Here is a 19,106-nt window from a genome sequence, read left to right as displayed (position 1 = left end):
CGCCCTTCTATTTTTGTTTGTTCTTTATGGTTCTACTATATTCCTTTTTATTGTTAAAAACATGGTTATAGTGATAAGTTCAAAGTTTGTTCGAAATGTTATGGCAAACTATTGAACATCACAATCCATTAAATAAAAAAGTGGCAGCCAGTTCTTTTGAACTGATTGCCACTTTTTGTTTTATATCGAAAGTTCCGCTTTTGCAGCCTTGCGCCGCTCCCATGGTTTCATAGACCAGCGTTTTAAGGCGAAACAACCGCGCAGCCATTCATCTGCACCCTGGGCAAGCCAAACACCTAATAATCCAAGTCCATAGTGCACTCCAAGCAGATAGCTGAGGGAGACGGCTATTCCCCACATCGACAGTACGCCCATCACCACTGGGAAACGAACATCACCCGCCGATTTAAGGGAATTCATTAAAACAATATTCATCGCTCTGCCTGGTTCCACAAAGACAATGGCCCATAAGACAGGCAGGCCGACAGCGATAATTTCCGGGTTTTTTGTAAACGTTTCTAGTAAAGGCGACCCAATCAAAGCGATTATTAACGAGGTTAAGGTGGAGGCGGCCATGGCAATTTTCAAGGTCTTAATGCCTCGCTTTAAAGCCCGGTCATACTGCCTGCCGCCAATGTACCGGGCCACTAACAACTGCGTCCCTTGGGCGATTGCCACAGTAAATAGAAAACAAATATAGTTTATATTTAAAACATAGACACGTGCCGCAAGTGATGCTGTACCCATGGATACAACAAAACTGGTAATAATCAGCTGTGAGAATTGATAAGAAAGATTCTCACCCGCTGAGGGAATCCCAATACCGAGCAGCCCCTTAATATCTTCTTTTTTAGCAGTCATAACATCTTTTAATTCCAGTCTTAGTGCCATCCGGTTATATACAAAATATAGTAAAGCACAAACGGCAAAGGCACGTGCCACAACAATCGCCCAGGCCACACCTGTGACACCGGTAATCGGTAAACCGAAAATCCCTGTTATAGCAAGGATATTTCCGCCTATACTGATAAAATCCATCATCATTGTTACGAACATTGATTCTTTTGTATACCCATGGCTTCGTAAGATAGCACTTAATGCAAGAGAAATAGATTCAAAGAAAAGCGAAATTCCGCATATACGAAGAAAGGTCAATCCGTAGTCATATACTTTTCCATGGATATCAAATAGTTGTAAAAGCTGTTCGCCGAAGAAGAAAACGATGAAGGCTACAATGAGGCCGAACCAAACGTTCAGTCCAAATACTGTGCGTCCTAACTGTCTAGCATCTTTCAAACGGCCGGCACCGAGTTTTTGGCTTATTAAAACTGTTCCCCCGATCGAAGTCACATTAAAGACGAGAATAAATATATTTAAAAGCTGATTGGCAACCCCAACACCGGCAGCCGCTGAATCCGAGAAATGCCCCAACATGAAGGTCGCGATAATACCGATTCCCATATGCAGGGAAAGTTCAATAAAAAGCGGCCAAGAAATACTGAATAGAGATTGTTCTTGATATTTATATGATTTTTCCTCCAAACTTTTATACCCCTTTGCTCTAGTAACTTATTAAAACATAACTTCCATTGTACACCCAACTGACTGATAAAAATAGTGGAAATCTCACTCGGTCTCTCTTACCATATTCGATAGAGGCTTGTATAAGACATGATAAAAAAATAGACTGACTCCTTAATCTGCGAGTCAGCTAGTCTTGAAAAAATGGAGAAGGGATTATCTCCCCCATTTCATCGCAATGGTTAAGGTGCAGCAGTTGACTGATTGCAGCTGGCTAGGGTGGGTGGCAAGGGTAAAATTCACGCCAGTAGGTGTGAATCTAGACTGAACAGGTACTCTTAAACCAATTGATTTTATCAATTGATCAACTTCAGTCTGTTTTCCTTGCTGGGCCGCACTCATAACCTTTCGTGAAAATTGAGCATCACCGAGGCGGTCTAAAAGTATACTTCCCTGCGCCATTAACAGACGAAAGGTTTTGACGGACGTTTCAAATATATTGATATCGACAGGTGGATACATGCGTGGGATGGGAGCGTTTAGTGTATAGGTCGGATAAACCTGATTGGGAGGAATAGCCGGATAATAAAAAGGGTTGTAGTACATGCTTTCTCTCCTTCCATAAATAAAAACACAAGGCAATATACGGTATGACAGAAGGTGGACTTTTGTGCCGATAGAAGGAAGCAGGGGGATCAATATAGGGGATATCTAAGACTTTAACTATATCTTAAAATCCTCTTGATTTTATTAAAGTGGAGGAGTGAGCTAAAATTAAAGGATAAGGATATAGAAAGGAGAGTGATTTCTGTTATTCAGACCATTATTTTATTTATTCTAGCTGGACTTGCAGAGATTGGCGGAGGGTACTTGATTTGGCTGTGGCTTCGTGAGGATAAGCCATGGTGGTTTGGAATTTCGGGCGCAATTGTCTTAGTCGCATACGGCGTAATCCCAACGTTTCAAAAATTCCCTTCGTTTGGAAGGGTATACGCTGCATATGGGGGAGTCTTTATTCTTCTAGCTGTACTCTGGGGGTGGGGAATCGATAAAAAGACCCCTGATATGTATGATTGGATTGGTACGTTGATTTGTTTGATTGGCGTGACGGTGATCCTTTGGGCACCGAGACACTAAGGGAAAATTTTTTCGGTTTACGAAGTTTTTTTCATTCCCTCTAAAGAAATTATGGTATCCTTTGGTAGGGAGGAGATTTACATGCTGCAAAGTTTAAATAAACGACTTGTCAAAATTATGCCGTTGATCACTCCAGTTAGCGTGATTTTAGGCGTTCTTTTAAGCACTTATATAAAAGAGTTTTCTTATTTAATTCCTTGGATTTTTGCCTTTATGACTTTTGAAGGCAGTTTAAGTTCAAACTTCCGATCATTAAAGGATGTTATTACACATCCATTTCCTATATTCCTAGCCCTGATGATTTTACACGTCATTATGCCGCTTTGGGCTTGGGGGATTGGTCATGCTGCTTTTTCAGGAGATGCCTATACCATCACTGGTCTTGTTCTCGGCATGGTTATTCCAACGGGTGTCACGAGTTTCATTTGGGTATCGATTTATAAAGGAAATATTCCTTTGGTTTTATCGGTTATCTTAATTGATACTTTATTATCACCGATTATTGTTCCATTAACTTTGACATTATTTATCGGTCAAAAGGTCGATATGGATACAATGAGTATTATGAAAGGTATGTTGGGAATGGTGGTGATCCCATCATTGGTTGGGATGACTTTAAACCAGCTTACAAAGGGGAAAGTGAAAGAACAAATCGGACCAAATCTTGCCCCTTTTTCAAAACTTTGTTTAGGTATTGTTGTGATGCTGAATGGGTCTGTTGTGGCGCCTTATTTGAAAAATTTTAGCTTTAAGCTGGTTAGTATAATAGTAGTTGTCTTTTTCATTGCCTTAACGGGCTACTTGTTTTCCTTCTTTATTGGACGCTTGATGAAGAGAGGACAAGGAACTGTTATCACTTTGACGTTTACAGGCGGGATGAGAAATATTAGTGCCGGTGCTGTTTTAGCGGTCTCGTTTTTTCCTGCAGCAGTAGCAGTTCCGGTTGTAGTTGCTATGCTATTCCAGCAAGTGCTGGCGTCGTTAAATGGTCATTTTGTAGAACGTTATTATAGTAAAAAAGCCATCGACAGTCAGGAATCGATTGCGTTATAAATGGGAAAGTCAGTTGTGAAAAAACTGGCTTTTTATTATGAATTAATCCCAATATGCTTGAATGTTGACACCTGGAATAGCCCTTGATCAGTTAGCTTTAGCTCTGGAATAACCGGTAGAGATAAAAAAGATAGTGTTAAGAATGGATTAAGGTGGTCGTTAGCTCCAATCTTCTTAAGAGCAAGATTGATTTCATTTAGCTTGCTGTACACCTCCTTGTATGGCCGATCAGACATTAATCCTGCAATAGAAAGCTCTAAAGAGGCGACTACTTCTCCTTGATTAACGACAACCATACCACCCTGCATATCTTTGATTGCATTTGCGGCCACAACCATATCCTTATTATTGGTGCCTGCGATGATAAGGTTATGTGAATCATGGGCGATAGTGGTCGCGATGGCTCCTGATTTTAGTCCCAAGCCTTTCACAATCCCCAAACCTATTTCCCCTGTCAGCTGATGGCGTTCAATGACAGCCAGCTTTAATTGATCAGCAATAATGGATGGTCGAAATAATCCAAGTTCACACGTATCCACCTGTTCTATTTGATGGATCGTTACGAGACTGTTAGGGATAATTTCAATAATATTGGCCTTCGTGCCCTTAATAAGGAACTGAAAACTATCCTCTTCAAGCTCGTGAAAGCGAACCGATTCTCTTATGGATGCAGGGATGGGGAAAGTCAGACTTTTTGGTTCATTGATTAGCAAGCCATCCTTGACAACCGCAAGTCCATCTTTGTATACATTCGTTATTTGGATGGTTTCGAGGTGATCGAAAAGGATGAAATCCGCTTTGTAACCGGGGGCAATAGCTCCTTTTTCTTCAAGGCCATAACATTCGGCCGCATTAATAGAGGCCATTTGAATTGCAGTGACTGGGGAAATCCCAGAGGCAATCGCCAGCCGGACATTATGGTCAATACTGCCTTCCTGAACAAGGTCGTCTAGGTGCTTATCATCTGTTACAAACAGACAGCGCCTGGTATTATGTTCATTCACAACAGCAATTAACTGATGTAAGTCCTTGGCAACAGTCCCTTGACGAATCATCAAGTACATTCCTCTACGAAGACGCTCTTTTGCTTCATCAGCCGTTGTACTTTCGTGGTCAGTTCGAATGCCCGCAGACATATATACGTTTAAATCATCGGCTTTTAGTCCAGCAGCATGACCATCGATTTTTTTTCCTAAGTTCTTTGCATCTGATAGTTTATCGATCATATCTTGGTCTGCATTTACCACGGCAGGGTAATTCATTACTTCTGCTAACCCGAGGACGCGCGGATGCTTATAAAAAGGCTTTAAATCCTCGGCCATAAGAATAGCGCCAGAATGTTCAAAGGCTGTTGCGGGTACGCAGGAGGGAAGCATAAAGTAAAAGTCAAATGCAAGGCCTTCCGTAGAATCCAGCATATATTGAAGACCTGCCGCTCCTGAGACATTCGCAATTTCATGGGGATCCGCAATGACGGTCGTAACCCCATGAAGGAGAAGGACTTTGGAGAATTCCCCGGCTGTTACCGTAGAGGATTCAATATGGACATGGCCATCAATGAAAGCAGGAGAAACATAACTGCCATTTGCATCAATGATATTTTTTCCGCTATATTCTCCTATTCCTGCAAAATATCCGTCTACAATGGCAATGTCAGCTTCGATTATTTCACCGTTAAAGACATCGATTATTTTTCCATTCTTAATAACAGTATCTGCAAGTTCGTTTCCAGATGCCACAGAGATTCTTCTTTCTAATTGATTTCTCTCCATCTTCAACATCCTCTTTTTATCAGATTAATATTCAACCTTAGTGTGTGATTTCTCCCAGGTTCTAAACGGCAGGTCGCCATTTACAGGGAAAATTTGTTTCATTGGGATTTTTCGCGCTTCGTAAGGTAATGCGAGTTGTTCATAAATAAATTGATCATCAAAGCCAATTTTTGCTGCGTCTTCTTTGGTACAGGCATAATAAACAGCCTTTGGACGAGCCCAATAGATGGCGCCAATGCACATTGGGCAGGGTTCGCAGCTCGTATAGATGTCACAGTCCTCAAGCTGATAGCTTTTAAGAGCTTGGCAGGCTTCGCGAATTGCCTGAACTTCGGCATGGGCTGTCGGGTCGTTTGAGGAAGTAACTTCATTCCGGCCTCTGCCGATAATTTTCCCGTCTTTGACAACGATTGCTCCAAACGGTCCACCATGACTAGTCATCACATTGGTGAGAGCTTCATCAATTGCTTCTTCCATAAATTTGTCAGCCGACATTACAATCTCTCCAATCTACTTTATATATTAAACGTTAGTCATTATGGGTTTATACCTACCTTGTGAAAGGGGAAAGCAAAATTTCCCCTTTAAACTTGAGATTTATTATTCTATAACACCCGGATATTTTCTCTTTTGTTGTAAGGCTATCTGACATTCTTTTTCAAATTGATTCTCGTTAGAAAAAATTCCAAACATGTAATCCTAAGGCTGTTTTTATCTTGAATGTTGATTTTCGCTTCAGGCGGCTTCGCTTTTTGAATCCAGCAAAAAATTTCCATGTTAGATTATATAACGCCATTGTAGAAGCAATTTCCCCTTTTGGATATCATAAGTGAAAGGCTGATGATAGAAACATTAACATTATCCTTAGTTACATAATCTCACCTATCCACTTGAGCCCATATTTAGAGATAGAACATGGATGGTTTTTTAGGAGGTCTATAAATAAATGAAATAGAGGGGGTCTTGTATGGACGGGATACACGAGATTTTAGACGCTATGGATGGGTCGATTAATGATAATGTCCTTGCTACCATTATTCGGGTAGAAGGATCAGCTTACCGAAAAGAGGGAACTTCCATGCTGTTCCGGGGAGACGGGAAGCAAATAGGTCTTTTAAGTGCTGGCTGTCTAGAGACAGATTTGTCTTATCAAGTTCAAGATGTTCTTAATCAGCGAACGACAAAAACCGTTGTATATGACTTAAGGGATGAGGATGATCTGTCATGGGGACAGGGAGCAGGCTGCAATGGGGTGATTAGTGTCCTTTTGGAACCGATTGATGCCTGTCTTCGTGAGCACCTTAGTAAATTAAAGTTTCACCTTAATAATGGGAACCGAGTTACGGTCATAAAAAGATTAGCAGCAGACGATTCGGTTTCCGATTATTTGTTTATGACAGATGATCAGCAGCTGTTTGGAAAGTGGCATGGAAGAGTACCCTCGCAAATTAAAAAACTATTAAATGATATCCAGCAAACATCTCCCAATAGTGGAGTTACCTTTTTTTCGAGATTATCAGCTGAATTTTATATCCATTGCTTTGAGCCTAAGCCGCGGTTAATTGTCTTTGGCGCTGGCAGGGATGCAGTGCCATTAGTCAAGATGGCCTCACAAGCTGGCTTTTCCGTACTTGTATCTGATTGGCGCTCGTCCCTGTGTAAAGAGGAATTTTTTCCAGACGCTGATCAATTAATCGAAGGATTTCCAGGCGAAGTGGTGCCGATGCTGGCTTTGTCTAAGCTAGACTCCATCATCATTCTTACCCATCATTTTCATTGGGACAGGGAATTACTAAATCTTTTAAAAGGACAGAAATTAAGGTATTTAGGGGTACTTGGATCAAAAGCGAGGACTCAACGCTTATTGGATGGCAGGGAAATTCCACCGGAAATTAACAGTCCTGTGGGTCTTCGAATCGGAGCGGAGGGTCCAGAGGAGATTGCGGTTAGTATTGTAGCAGAATTAATTCAGAGGCAGCGCTTAAAGAGGCAAAGGCCTGAACAGGTAAGGCAACTGAAAGGAGCTGGTCCGATATATGATTAGGCAGGGAGCAGCGATGTTGAACTCACCAGAAGTTTGGCTTCCGGATGATCTTTCGGCAGCCTGGAAATTAAAACAGCAATTTCGTGGAGAGTCTTGTTTTATTGCAGGTGGGACTCTCATGCAGACCCAGTGGCAAAAAGGTGCGGATTGTCCACGTCATTTAATCAGTTTGGAAAAAATAAAAGAAATGCAAGTCTGTGAAAACGCTAAGTATTCCGGAGAAGCTGGTATCCGGATTGGTGCATTAACCACACTAGCTGCATGTAAGGAACACCCTTCACTTTTGAAACAATTTCCCCTATTAGAAGAGGCAGTAAGAAATGTCGCTGCTCCCGCTATTCGTAACAGGGCAACGATTGGGGGGAATATTGCGGGCAGATTTGGCGATTTAACTCCTGCCCTCTTGGCGCTGGACACCACGTTATCCCTTTATGATGGCAGCAAACTTCTATTTAAGCCATTATCTGATTGGATAAGAGAGGGGACTGCCTCCAACGATTTCATTCTTACTGCTATTTATGTCCATGACAATCTGAAATTGGATAAGAAGAGCTTTTTTTACAAAAAGCTGGGGTTTAGGGAAGCTTTTACACCTAGTATTGTCACAATCTCCGGCTGTTGCCAGCTGGGTGAACAAAATGAGGTGAAATACATTCGTCTAGCGGCAGGTGGAGGCACAACGCCGTATCAAAGATTAACAGAGTGTGAAAGATTAGCAGCGGGCTTAACCTTAACCAATGACCTTTTAAAAAAACTTTTTCAGGGGATAAAAGAGGAATTTAATGCTGCTACTGATGTGTTTACAACATCAGCTTATAAAAAGACAGTTGCGGCCAATATGATGGTTTCAAAGATTGCTAGTTTTGCTGGTTAGAAAAGGAGGGATCTTATGTCATCAAAAACGAACCTATCAGCGATGAAAAAGAGGATACGTCCTGATGGTCCCGAAAAAGTGACCGGCAGAATGAAATACCTCACTGATTTAACGTTTCCTAACATGCTGTATGGAAAAGTTTTAAGAAGCAAGGAGCCGCATGCTGAGATTTTAACTATTTCGGTCGAGGAAGCAAAGAAGCTTCCTGGTGTAAGGGCTGTATTGACCCACAAGGACGTTCCCGGATTAAACGGTTTTGGACTTATTTTTCCAGACCAGCCTGTACTTTGTGGAAATCGCGTACGATATGTCGGGGATGCTCTTGCGGCGGTCGCGGCGGATACAGAGGAAATTGCCGAACAGGCCTTGCGCTTAATAAAGGTTGAATATAAGAAGCTTCCAGTGCTTGACACTCCCGAAAAGGCCCTTCAGCCCGATGCTCCGCTGCTACATCCTGGTGGAAATATTCTTCATCATCCTCAGTTTATAAAGGGGGATGTGGAAACGGGTTTTTTTGATTCTGCTTTTGTGGTTGAGGAAACCTACGAATTGCCAAGGCAAATGCATGCCTATATGGAAACAGAGGGCGGTGTGATTGTCCCGGAACCCGATGGGAAATTAACGATATACGTGGGGACGCAGCATGGCTTCAAGGATCGGTTTCAATTAGCAAGAATTCTTGATATGCCGGAATCGGATATCCGGGTGGTTTCGAGTCCCATGGGCGGATCGTTTGGAGGGAAGGATGAATTAAACATTCAGCCTTACGGAGCATTACTTGCACTCGCCACAAACTGCCCTGTCAAAATCCATAACAGCAGACAAGAATCGGTGAGGGCGGGCCTTAAGCGCCACCCTATGAAAATAACGATGAAAACAGGGGTGGATCAAGAGGGAAATATTCTTGCTCACAAGGTAAAAATTATTGCGGATACCGGAGCATATGCCACTTTAGGTCCTGCTGTGTTAGATTTTGCAGTTGAGCATGCTCCTGGCCCCTATATCATCCCTCATCTAGAAATAGAGGGATTATCTGTTTTTACTAATAACGGCGTAGCGGGTGAGTTTCGGGGCTTTGGCGGAAACCAGATCACCTTTGCGTTAGAGGGACAAATCGACAGGCTTGCCGATAAGCTGAACATGGATCCTCTTGTATTCCGTTTAAAGAATTTAAGGAAGCCAGAAGATCCTGGACCATTAGGTCAAAAAATTGCTCCGACTAATGGAGCATTGGACGTTCTTCAGGCCATTGAACACTCACATGCTGAAAAAGCCAAGCGCTGGCAGCAGGAAACCTCAGATAAATGGAAAGTGAGAGGGACTGGAATTGCCATTACGATGCACGGAGGGGGACTTGGGATAGACCGAATGGATCCCGCAGGCGGACGACTTTCTTTTACAAAGGCAGGGAAAATCGAAGCCGCCTTTGGTTTTGAAGAATGTGGTCAAGGTCTTTTGGGAGTGATTGAAACCCTGCTTATCGAGGAATTCTCGTGTGCAGAAACAGATATTAAGATTGTGATCGGAGATACCGCCTTGGTACCCGTGAGCGGTTCCTCAACTGCTTCCCGATCGACAAGTATGGTATGGCAGGCACTGCAAAGAATGAGGGGCTCGTTTCGAAAGGAAGTTTTAGAACTAGCCCAGCTTCTTACGGGTATCACTGCTGATCACCTTCAGATGGGGCCAAGCGGGATATGGCTAAAGGAAGATATGGCTGCCGCGGGTCCTTGTATTACTTTTAAGGAACTGGCAGAACGTATGCCAAGCGGTCGTTCGATTAATGTCCATACTTCGTTTAACTTTCCAACGAGTCCGGATGCAACAGTGGGAGGAAGCCATTATCTCTATGCCTTTGCAGCTGTTATGGCACGAGTCGAAGTGGATTTGCTAACAGGCAAAGTGAAAGTGAACGCCATTGATCAATCGGTCGCAGCAGGTCCCGTTGTCAGCTCGCTGGGGTATTTAGGGCAAATTGAGGGTGGCGGTGTAATGGCCTTAGGCTATACCTTGATGGAGGAAGCCATCATGGAGAATGGCATCTATATGACTGATAACTTTGATACCTATTTGATTCCGACCATATGTGATGTTCCCTACAAAACAAGTGTTGAAGCAATCGAAAAACTAGTGGATGGCGACCCATTTGGTCCAAGAGGGGTAGGAGAAATCGGAACGGTTGCGGTTTCTCCTGCAATTGTTCGGGCTATTTTTGATGCGACTGGCTGTTGGGTGAACAAGTTGCCGGTTTCTCCTGAATTCTTATTAAAATCTGATCGTTTAGGAGAGGTGAGACCATGGATATGAAAGATGTCATCCAACGTGCAGAACTACCAGCAATGACCCCTAAAATAGAGCTTATGCTGACTGTAAATGGAAACCCCCAACAGTTAGAGGCGGCACCAGCTGCAAGGTTAGTCGATATTTTGCGAGAAGACTTAGGATTGACAGGTACAAAAATGTCTTGTGAAATTGGCCGCTGCGGTGCGTGTGCCGTTCATATGAATGGTCATTTGGTTAACTCCTGTTTGGTTATGGCCTACCAAGCAAATGAGGCTTCTATCTATACGATTGAGAGTTTGGAGGACGATCCGATTCAAAAAGCCTTCTTAGAAGAGGGAGGATTTCAATGCGGGTATTGCACCCCGGGGATGATTATGGCCGTTAAGGCATTGCTGGATACAAACCCAAACCCGGCGAAACAACAAATCGTTGAAGCACTATCCGGAAATTTATGCCGTTGTACGGGATATGGCGGCATTATTCGTGCTGTTGAAAAGGCGATTACAAGCTTACAAGAAAAACAGGTTACTAACATCAAGGAGTGATTTACTGAATGGCTAAAGTATTAACCGAAGTAGTCAAGAAGGAGAAGGAGACAACAGAGCTATTGGTGAAAAATGGCCTGGTCTATACGGAAGAAGGCTTTCGTGAGGTAACCATTAAAATTATCGCTGAAAAGATTGTCTCGCTTGTGGAGGAGGATGCAGGTCCAATCTTAGAGACAGAGGAAAACATCATAGATGCAAGCGGTTGTCTTGTGGTTCCAGGGTTTATTGATGCCCATGTTCATTTTAATGACCCAGGCAGGACGGATTGGGAAGGGATTGAGACAGGGAGCCGGGCTGCCGCAATGGGAGGGACGACCACCATTTTTGATATGCCTTTGAATTGTTCCCCATCGACAATTAACCTACAAAATTTAACTGAAAAGAGAGAGTATTTATCCTCCTTATCCCATATTGACTATGCCCTCTGGGGCGGGATGACTGGTACCAATCTATCTAATAGGCAGGAATTAGTGCAAATGAGTGAGGGCGTAATTGCCTGGAAGTCGTTTATGAGTGAAAGTGGGATTGATGATTTTCAACACTTATCTCCAGATGATTTGAAACAAGCGATGCAAGCGGCAATGGACCATGATAAAATCCTCGCCCTCCATGCGGAATGGGAAGAGGATATTGCTAGACTGACAGCTTTATATAAACAGGATCCGCGGTTGGATGAACGAAGTGCTTTTTTAGCAAGCAGGCCGATTTCTGCCGAAGAAAAGGCAGTTAGCTATGCATTAGAGCTTGCTGCTAAATACGGAACCGCTCTTCATTTTGTTCATATCAGTTCACCGAAAGTAGTCAGGCTGATTGACCAGGCGAAAAAAAGCGGTGTAAACGTAACAGTCGAGACCTGCCCGCATTATTTACTATTTGATGAAGAGGATTTTCACCGGGAGGGGGCCATCTTAAAATGTGCACCGCCGTTAAGACTACGGGAAGAGGTAGAAGGATTATGGGACTGTCTTGCAAACGGGATGATTGATACGATTGGGTCCGATCATTCTCCATGTCTTTATTCGATGAAAACAACCAATAGCATTTGGGATTCCTGGGGCGGTATTCAGGGGGTTCAATTCACATGGCTGGCCATGCTTGATGAGGCGCTAAAACGGAAAATATCTTTAAAACGGGTCTTACCTTTAGGTACCTCTAATGTGGCAGACCGGTTTGGAATCAGGCACAAAAAGGGAAGAATTAGTCCGGGACTCGACGCAGACTTAGTCCTCATTTGTTTAGATGAAACAACGGTTGCGAATAAGGAGTCCTTTGGCTTTCGCAATGCTTATTCTCCCTATGAGGGCCGAGTATTTTCTACCAAGGTTAAAAAGACGATGCTGCGTGGCAAGGTGATTTATGATGATCAAAAGGGTGTAACAGAAGAAAAATGGGGAGTCTGCCTTTAAGGAGGAAGCGAGAGAGGTGACCGAAATGAACTGTTAAGAAGCCATCCGCCGGAAGATATTGAAAACAGATCCTGTATTTCTAAGAAAATATTAATCGGCAGGTGGCTTGGACCATCTCCGATTTTTTCTTATAATAGAGATAACCAATACCAGCTTTGGAGGGTCATATGACTAAATTATTCGTGGACAAGACGATTGCAATTAATGCTCCTGCTTCAAATGTTTGGGATGTCTTAACTAAAAGTGAATTAAATTGCCAGTGGGCAATCGAGTTTTCAAGCGGCGGTCCGGAGTTTCACCTGGAATCAACCTGGGAGTTAGCAAGTCCGGTTTATTGGAAAGGTCAGGATGGGACCGTCATTGTTGAAGGGAATGTAACTGCTGTTAAGCAGGATAAACTTCTTCGTTTTACTGTTTTTGATGTCCGAATGGAAGAAAGACCCGAGGTTACAGAGGAAGATGGAATCACCTTTCATTTAGCTGAAGTTGAAGGAAAGACGACCCTTCATATTTTACAAGGTGATTTTTATGCGATGACGAATGGTCAGTTCTATCGAGATGCTAGCGCAGAAATCTGGGATAAGGTCCTGCCAAAGATTAAAAGGATAGCGGAAGAGTTTTAGTGGCTGAGTATTTTTTATACTTGGCCTTTTTTTATTATGGTACACTTTTTATAAAAAGGAGTTTTGGAAACCATGAATATTATTGATCTGCATTGTGATGCCTTGATGAAACTCCAGGAAGCAAAGGGAGCTTTGCGATTTGCCGATGCAAAAGAACTCGAAACCAATAAGAATCGGTTGCAAGCGGGCAAAGTTAAAGTGCAATGCTATGCGATATTTATCGAGCCGGACATTAAAGGTGATCAGAAGTTTCAGGTTGCACTTGAGCAAATTGATTATTTTTATAAGGAAGTTCTCGGTCGTAATCCTGATATAGTTCATATTAAAGCCTGGTCGGACTTTGACCGTTTGAAGCTTGGGCAGATAGGAGCAATGTTAACGCTTGAGGGTGTTGATGCCATCGGGAATGATTTAGCGAAGCTTCATATCCTTCACCAGCTGGGGGTCCGGTCGGTGGGATTGACTTGGAACCAGGCCAATCTTGCTGCCGATGGTGCAGGGGAACCGCGCGGCGGAGGGCTGACCGTCTTTGGCAAGGAGATTGTAGAGTTTAATAATCAGCATCAAATCCTTACGGATGTATCTCATTTGAGTGACAAAGGAATTTGGGATGTGATCGAATTAGCAAAATATCCGATTGCCAGCCATTCCAATGCCCGGGCTCTTTGCGAGCATCCCCGGAACCTTACCGATGAACAGGCGAAGGCGATGTTTGCAAGGGGGGGATTGGTCCACGTGGTTTATAATCCTCCGTTTATTAAGGAAAGAGGAGAGGTAATCATTTCAGACTTGGTCAAACATATTGATCATTTTTGTGGTTTAGGCGGCGTGAAACAAATCGGTTTTGGATCTGACTTTGATGGCATCACTACTTTTGTAAGAGAGCTGGATGATGCCTCTAAGAGTCAAAATCTGATCAATGAGTTGTTAAAGCATTTTAAAGAGGAAGAGGTAAGAGGCTTTGCCTGTGAAAACTTTCTTAATCACCGGCCGGGAATTGAGCGGTAATCTAGATTAAAAGGGGATATTATTATAGTGTATCTGACAATAGAAGAAACAGCGGAATATTTAGCGGTACCAGAGGCAACCGTCAAGAGCCTGATCCAAAAAAAGAAAATCCGAGCGCTATTTGACGGCGAACAATACCTCATTTACAAAGAACAATTTGCCACCCATTTAAAACAAGTAGAAAAATACAAACAGCTCGTCGAAGAATACCTGAACGAACCTATACCAGAAAGCATTGACGTAAAGGACGAAGATTAATGGTGCCTGACACCATTCGTGGACACTGTCCATTTGGAAAGGACAGTGAGGGGTGTTTATAGCTTAGTGAGGTGATTACTTTTGGCTACTATTTTTATTAAAAGGGTATATGAACCATATGATGAGTTGGATGGCTGCCGGATTTTGGTTGACCGGTTGTGGCCGCGGGGGATTTCGAAGGATGCTGCGCGTCTGTCGTATTGGTTTAAAGAGGTCGCACCTAGTAATGAGCTGCGGAAGTCGTTTTGTCATGTGCCGGAGCTTTTTGAAGAGTTTCGTAAAAACTATCTTAAAGAGCTTCGGACGGATGAGGAAAAGCATGGGTTGGTCAGGGAAATACTTGAGCTCGCTGAGAAGGATCGGGTGACTCTTTTATATGGGGCTAAGGAACCTATCTTTAATCATGCTCAAGTGTTGCTGGAGGAGCTTAAAAGACAAACATTAGAGACTAAAGAGTAAATGGGTCCTCATTGAGTGTTCATGAGGACAAAGCTAGCAAAAAAAAAGACGTATCTGTCTTCAAGAAGCAGAAGGCCAAAATCCCAACGGCCCTCTGCTTTTAATTTTTCCGGAATCGTCCCATGACTTCCATCGTTTGCATGATATTCACAAATGCATGTGGATCGACATTTTTTATCGTGTGCTTGGTTTCATTCAGCTCAAATTTAGTAATAACCGTCGTTAACATCTTCCGTTGCTTATGAGTGTAAGCCCCCTCGACATCTGTTACCGTTACCCCTCTAGCATGGAGCTTAAATAAGGAATCGGTCAGTTCGTGATACTTATCCGTAATAATCGTGATCGTTAACTTATTTTGATTCGTATAAACCATATCAACAGCACGGCCAGCCACATAGATCGCAATAATCGTATAAAGAGTAATATTCCATCCGAAAATCAATCCCGAACTCCCCACGACAAAAAGATTCATAGTCGTATTTAAAAAGCCAACCTGAATATTCTTCTTTTTAGCCAGTGTTAAGCTGATAATATCAGTCCCGCCCGTCGATCCGCCTTGGCGGATAATAAGCCCAACAGCGATTCCATAGAGGGCACCACCGATAATCGAAGATAAAAGAATATCAGGACTAATCGCCCGAATGGGAATGAATCGCATACTAAGCGATAAAACCAATACCGCATAACCAGTAAACAGGACAAATCTTTTCCCTAAATATTTGATCCCAACAAAAAATAATGGAATATTAATGGCTAAAATAATTAATCCCGTATTGATATGGGTAAAGTGCTGAATTAAGAAGGAGATCCCTGTTACGCCTCCTGAAGTCAGCTTATGTGGAATGAGGAAGGAATTAAAGGAAAAGCCGAAAAGGATGGCTGATAGCCCGATGACGATGATTTGAAAAAGTAATCGAAACAAAGAAAACACCTCAGTCATATTTAAGCCATTTGTCCACGGTCACTTGATAGTTCTTATGTCCAGAATCGAAGTGGGCAAAACCCATAAGAAGCAGAAAAAATTCACCTTATAAAAAACTTTATTTTAGTTTGAGCCTTAAAAAAAATTTAATGTTATAAATTTGTATAAAAGAATTCTAAATAAAAAACGCCTAGGATCAAAGGCGTCTAAACTTAAATCACATATAAGTATACCGATAAGAAATGGGACAGGGTTCCGAACAAAATAAAGATATGGAAAATCTCGTGAAAGCCTAAATACTTTGTTTCAAGAAATTTCGGTTTTGCCCCGTAAATCACGCCGCCTATCGTATAGAAAATTCCTCCGAGGATCAGTAAGAACAGTCCAACTGGGTTTAAACTTCCAGTCAGTGGTGAGAAGACAAACACAATCATCCAACCCATCGCGATATACAAAGTTGTCGAAATCCAGCGCGGACATGCAAACCAGACCATTTTAAAAACAACCCCGCTAATCGCAACCGCCGAGATAATCGAAAATAACATAGCCCCTGTCTTTCCGTTCAGACTAATAAAACAAAAAGGCGTGTACGTTCCCGCAATCAGCACAAAAATCATTGAATGATCGAGTCTTCGTAAAAAGGCAATCACCTTATCACGGGCCATCACCATGTGATAAGTTGCTGAAGCAGAGTAGAGAAGGATCATACTGACACCAAAAATAATTACGGCGGTAATCTCAAGCGGGGTTGGGTTTGTCATCGAGGCTTTTATGACCATCATGAGCAAACCGACAAATGATAAAACAGCTCCCGCTAAATGGGTTAATCCATTAATGGGTTCTCGGATATAATTATGCATTTTATTGCCTCCCTGACGCAACATGTAGTTTTAATAACTACTTATAATAATACTGATAAAACGGAATCTAGTCAATCTTTATCTCATTATGTATAATAAGAATATCGATTAAGTTAGCGGGGGCTATTTACATGGAAAACATCAAACAAATCCTTGATTCATTAAGTCTTGAGACAAATTTAACACTGGATGATATTCCAAACATTGATTTATATATGGACCAGGTTATTCAGTTATTCGAAAATAAATTCAATGAATCAAAGCGGAATCAAGAAGATAAGATTCTTACGAAAACGATGATCAATAACTATGCAAAGGGAAAATTGATTTTTCCGATACAAAATAAAAAGTATTCAAAAGAGCATTTGATCCTAATGAGCTTGATCTACCAGCTAAAGGGGGCACTGTCGATCAATGATATTAAAATCACCCTTAGTGGAATGAACAAAAAAATAATAAATGATGAAATGGATTTAGCTTCTTTTTATATGAGTTACTTAGATTTAACCGGCCAAAACGTTGCTGATTTTAAGGAAGATATCGAAGAACGGGTAACGGCTGTTATGGAGGAAATTACGGATGACCACCAGGAAGACGCAGCTTATTTAGAGAGGGTGCTGATGATTTCGTCATTAGTCCATATGAGTAATTTATACAGAAAAGCAGCTGAAAAACTAGTAGATGAAATAGTTGGTGAAAAAGAAGGAAAGCGTCAAAAGTAAGGCTTGACGCTTTCTTAATACTTTTAGCGCAGCTGCAACTGTGTCAATGAAAGGAAGATTCTGCTTCAATCCTAACATCTTGTACAGCTTTTCCAACCTCAATTTCTTCCGGATCGCAAGCTTGAATTTTTAGCGAATCAGCTCGATTATCGCCGCCGTAAACCTTTATACACGCTCCTCGATTCGTAAAATTCTTAACTGTGATCCTGTTCAGAATTACATTTCGCGCGCGATATTGAATAGCAATAACCGGATTACCTTTAAAATCGTACTCAGGGTTGCCAATGACTGTCAGTTGATTAACGACCACATTTTTATAAGCGGAAATTACCATTCCACGCGGTGCTGAATCTTTATATAAATCCGAATATACCGGTGCAATTGCTGCGAGATTGGCAGCAATAATATTGTAGGCAGTCCTTGATTCTTCATCGTTTAGTTTATGATGACCAATATGCCGGAAGTTAAAAGCTCGATTGTCATTCATCGATAGATGTCCAATAATTATTACGTTTGAGGCTGCTGAGGAATTCTCGTGGGCCTTTATTTCAACTCCGCCAAAGCACCTGGCACTTGAATTATTCACTAATAAAACATTTCTAGAACCATCATCGATTTCAAATCCGTTCGAATTAGAGAATCCTTGTTGATGGGCCCGGCCGCTTGGGTCACACATATGCGAATTAGAGATAAAAATATAATCACTGTGGTGTGTGGTAAGGCCATCATCACCGAAACCATACCCAGTTACATGATCGAGCCAGACATACTTACTGCCTCTAAGGCCCCGATATCCGTCACCCGCATAATTGTAAAGGGTTGAAGAAATATCAAAACAATGAAGCCCAGGATTTATTCCTTCTACCTCTTTCACCCATCCGTAGGTAACATTAGCGTAGGTTAAACAGCTTGAATGGTTGCCCCATGTACTTGTTTTTGGAATATTACCGAGCCTTTCGACATTCCAATCCAAACTTAAACCTTGGACGAGAAGGTGATGATTGCCTTTCCAATGGTTAGCGTTTGTGAGAAGTCTTGTACCCTTTGGGGCATTATCATGTAATTTAATCGTGGTGATGCCGGGGCCTGAGCCAACCAGCCATGTCCAAGACGGCAGTGTGATTCCCTTTGTGATATAAATCCCAGGAGGAACCATTACCTTTACCTGCCCACTACCGAGTGCTTTTTTAAAAGCAGCAGTGCAATCCGTTTTTCCATCCCCAACCGCACCACAATCTACTACATTTATTTCCTTTGTGATCGTTGATAGTAATCGCTTGTACTCCACATCAAGTTTGTCTTTCCAATCGGGAACGACATTTCCATCATCCTGGTCCAGCAAAATGCGGGTAGGTTCTAAAATCTGAGACTGCTCAGCAGTAAGACGAAAAATCCCGCCTTCCAGTTTTTTTGAAGTAGAAGGCGATGAACTTGCTTCTGGTGGGGGGGCACTTGCAAGGTTTCGTGATTGCTGAAACAGGGTCTCGGTTTCTTGGATTAGTTCTTTTAAAGGTAGCTTGTTTTCGGTGATTTGGTCAATCAGCATCTTATTCTGACGCGGATCATGTGTTTTATCAAAATTCAGCATATTTTTCACTCCGTAAAATCTTATGAAA

Annotated in this window: 19 protein-coding genes; 12 read left to right on the top strand and 7 right to left on the bottom strand. The window is 42.2% G+C overall.

From position 1 onward, the window contains the following. Window positions 1–180: 180 nt before the first annotated feature. On the bottom strand, window positions 181–1,542 hold the full coding sequence (locus J7E81_RS06415; protein WP_215041334.1) for an MATE family efflux transporter: 1,362 nt from the start codon (window positions 1,540–1,542) through the stop codon (window positions 181–183). 195 nt (window positions 1,543–1,737) lie between these two features. Continuing rightward, a complete protein-coding gene (locus J7E81_RS06410; protein WP_215041333.1) occupies window positions 1,738–2,127 on the bottom strand; it encodes a YuzC family spore coat inner layer protein in 390 nt (129 codons plus the stop codon). 207 nt (window positions 2,128–2,334) lie between these two features. On the opposite strand from J7E81_RS06410, the gene J7E81_RS06405 reads away from it, so the two are divergent. Further along, on the top strand, window positions 2,335–2,658 hold the full coding sequence (locus J7E81_RS06405) for a YnfA family protein (RefSeq protein ID WP_215041545.1): 324 nt from the start codon (window positions 2,335–2,337) through the stop codon (window positions 2,656–2,658). A gap of 81 nt (window positions 2,659–2,739) precedes the next feature. After that, window positions 2,740–3,711: a bile acid:sodium symporter family protein gene (locus tag J7E81_RS06400; RefSeq protein WP_215041332.1), complete on the top strand. Its 972-nt coding sequence runs from the start codon at window positions 2,740–2,742 to the stop codon at window positions 3,709–3,711. Window positions 3,712–3,746: 35 nt separating this feature from the next. Here J7E81_RS06400 and ade read toward each other — a convergent pair whose 3' ends face one another. Together ade and J7E81_RS06390 are read right to left on the bottom strand one after the other, a co-directional pair. Beyond that, window positions 3,747–5,483 (bottom strand): adenine deaminase, encoded by a 1,737-nt coding sequence (ade, locus tag J7E81_RS06395; protein WP_215041331.1) that lies wholly within the window; start codon window positions 5,481–5,483, stop codon window positions 3,747–3,749. 24 nt (window positions 5,484–5,507) lie between these two features. Beyond that, window positions 5,508–5,978, bottom strand: coding sequence for a nucleoside deaminase (locus J7E81_RS06390; RefSeq protein ID WP_215041330.1), 471 nt, complete (start codon window positions 5,976–5,978; stop codon window positions 5,508–5,510). 472 nt (window positions 5,979–6,450) lie between these two features. On the opposite strand from J7E81_RS06390, the gene J7E81_RS06385 reads away from it, so the two are divergent. The 9 genes from J7E81_RS06385 to J7E81_RS06345 all read left to right on the top strand — a co-directional run bounded on the left by J7E81_RS06385 (window position 6,451) and on the right by J7E81_RS06345 (window position 14,986). Next, window positions 6,451–7,527: an XdhC family protein gene (locus J7E81_RS06385; RefSeq protein WP_215041329.1), complete on the top strand. Its 1,077-nt coding sequence runs from the start codon at window positions 6,451–6,453 to the stop codon at window positions 7,525–7,527. Continuing rightward, on the top strand, window positions 7,520–8,401 hold the full coding sequence (locus J7E81_RS06380) for an FAD binding domain-containing protein (protein ID WP_215041328.1): 882 nt from the start codon (window positions 7,520–7,522) through the stop codon (window positions 8,399–8,401). The genes J7E81_RS06385 and J7E81_RS06380 overlap by 8 nt, the downstream gene beginning before the upstream one ends. Window positions 8,402–8,416: 15 nt before the next feature. After that, entirely contained in the window at window positions 8,417–10,708 is a 2,292-nt protein-coding gene (gene pucD / locus J7E81_RS06375; RefSeq protein WP_215041327.1) for a xanthine dehydrogenase subunit D, read from the top strand. Next, window positions 10,699–11,229, top strand: a complete 531-nt coding sequence (locus J7E81_RS06370) for a (2Fe-2S)-binding protein (RefSeq protein WP_374103993.1) — start codon at window positions 10,699–10,701, stop codon at window positions 11,227–11,229. Before pucD ends, J7E81_RS06370 begins: the two co-directional genes overlap by 10 nt. An 8-nt stretch (window positions 11,230–11,237) precedes the next feature. Next, on the top strand, window positions 11,238–12,638 hold the full coding sequence (allB, locus tag J7E81_RS06365; protein ID WP_215041326.1) for an allantoinase AllB: 1,401 nt from the start codon (window positions 11,238–11,240) through the stop codon (window positions 12,636–12,638). 167 nt (window positions 12,639–12,805) lie between these two features. Beyond that, the gene (locus tag J7E81_RS06360) at window positions 12,806–13,261 is read left to right on the top strand and encodes an SRPBCC family protein (protein ID WP_215041325.1); all 456 of its coding nucleotides are present in this window, start codon (window positions 12,806–12,808) and stop codon (window positions 13,259–13,261) included. A gap of 72 nt (window positions 13,262–13,333) precedes the next feature. Further along, window positions 13,334–14,269 (top strand): dipeptidase, encoded by a 936-nt coding sequence (locus J7E81_RS06355; RefSeq protein ID WP_215041324.1) that lies wholly within the window; start codon window positions 13,334–13,336, stop codon window positions 14,267–14,269. Between the two features lie 27 nt (window positions 14,270–14,296). Next, window positions 14,297–14,527 (top strand): excisionase family DNA-binding protein, encoded by a 231-nt coding sequence (locus tag J7E81_RS06350; protein ID WP_215041323.1) that lies wholly within the window; start codon window positions 14,297–14,299, stop codon window positions 14,525–14,527. A gap of 81 nt (window positions 14,528–14,608) precedes the next feature. Next, window positions 14,609–14,986, top strand: coding sequence for a DUF488 domain-containing protein (locus J7E81_RS06345; RefSeq protein ID WP_215041322.1), 378 nt, complete (start codon window positions 14,609–14,611; stop codon window positions 14,984–14,986). A 100-nt stretch (window positions 14,987–15,086) separates the two neighbouring features. Here J7E81_RS06345 and J7E81_RS06340 read toward each other — a convergent pair whose 3' ends face one another. After that, on the bottom strand, window positions 15,087–15,908 hold the full coding sequence (locus J7E81_RS06340; protein WP_215041321.1) for a YitT family protein: 822 nt from the start codon (window positions 15,906–15,908) through the stop codon (window positions 15,087–15,089). A gap of 212 nt (window positions 15,909–16,120) precedes the next feature. Continuing rightward, a complete protein-coding gene (gene trhA / locus J7E81_RS06335) occupies window positions 16,121–16,768 on the bottom strand; it encodes a PAQR family membrane homeostasis protein TrhA (RefSeq protein WP_215041320.1) in 648 nt (215 codons plus the stop codon). A gap of 131 nt (window positions 16,769–16,899) precedes the next feature. On the opposite strand from trhA, the gene J7E81_RS06330 reads away from it, so the two are divergent. Continuing rightward, the gene (locus tag J7E81_RS06330) at window positions 16,900–17,490 is read left to right on the top strand and encodes a DUF1836 domain-containing protein (RefSeq protein ID WP_215041319.1); all 591 of its coding nucleotides are present in this window, start codon (window positions 16,900–16,902) and stop codon (window positions 17,488–17,490) included. 43 nt (window positions 17,491–17,533) lie between these two features. Here the strand turns inward: J7E81_RS06330 and J7E81_RS06325 are convergent, their stop codons facing one another. Then, the gene (locus J7E81_RS06325; RefSeq protein ID WP_215041318.1) at window positions 17,534–19,078 is read right to left on the bottom strand and encodes a glycosyl hydrolase family 28-related protein; all 1,545 of its coding nucleotides are present in this window, start codon (window positions 19,076–19,078) and stop codon (window positions 17,534–17,536) included. Between the last annotated feature and the right edge of the window lie 28 nt (window positions 19,079–19,106).

The sequence above is a fragment of the Bacillus sp. ISL-18 genome (assembly GCF_018613415.1).
GTDB lineage: Bacteria > Bacillota > Bacilli > Bacillales > Cytobacillaceae > Neobacillus.
The sequence above is the reverse complement of the archived record's forward strand: the minus strand, read 5'-3'. Positions and strand labels throughout refer to the sequence as shown.

Bases quoted from the DNA above. Each gene is read 5' to 3' on its own strand.
- pucD (WP_215041327.1), top strand. From the start codon at position 8,417: ATGTCATCAAAAACGAACCTATCAGCGATGAAAAAGAGGATACGTCCT.
- J7E81_RS06370 (WP_374103993.1), top strand. From the start codon at position 10,699: ATGGATATGAAAGATGTCATCCAACGTGCAGAACTACCAGCAATGACC.
- ade (WP_215041331.1), bottom strand. From the start codon at position 5,483: ATGGAGAGAAATCAATTAGAAAGAAGAATCTCTGTGGCATCTGGAAAC.
- J7E81_RS06410 (WP_215041333.1), bottom strand. From the start codon at position 2,127: ATGTACTACAACCCTTTTTATTATCCGGCTATTCCTCCCAATCAGGTT.
- J7E81_RS06325 (WP_215041318.1), bottom strand. From the start codon at position 19,078: ATGCTGAATTTTGATAAAACACATGATCCGCGTCAGAATAAGATGCTG.
- J7E81_RS06380 (WP_215041328.1), top strand. From the start codon at position 7,520: ATGATTAGGCAGGGAGCAGCGATGTTGAACTCACCAGAAGTTTGGCTT.
- J7E81_RS06355 (WP_215041324.1), top strand. From the start codon at position 13,334: ATGAATATTATTGATCTGCATTGTGATGCCTTGATGAAACTCCAGGAA.
- J7E81_RS06385 (WP_215041329.1), top strand. From the start codon at position 6,451: ATGGACGGGATACACGAGATTTTAGACGCTATGGATGGGTCGATTAAT.
- J7E81_RS06400 (WP_215041332.1), top strand. From the start codon at position 2,740: ATGCTGCAAAGTTTAAATAAACGACTTGTCAAAATTATGCCGTTGATC.
- J7E81_RS06360 (WP_215041325.1), top strand. From the start codon at position 12,806: ATGACTAAATTATTCGTGGACAAGACGATTGCAATTAATGCTCCTGCT.
- J7E81_RS06330 (WP_215041319.1), top strand. From the start codon at position 16,900: ATGGAAAACATCAAACAAATCCTTGATTCATTAAGTCTTGAGACAAAT.
- allB (WP_215041326.1), top strand. From the start codon at position 11,238: ATGGCTAAAGTATTAACCGAAGTAGTCAAGAAGGAGAAGGAGACAACA.
- J7E81_RS06390 (WP_215041330.1), bottom strand. From the start codon at position 5,978: ATGTCGGCTGACAAATTTATGGAAGAAGCAATTGATGAAGCTCTCACC.
- trhA (WP_215041320.1), bottom strand. From the start codon at position 16,768: ATGCATAATTATATCCGAGAACCCATTAATGGATTAACCCATTTAGCG.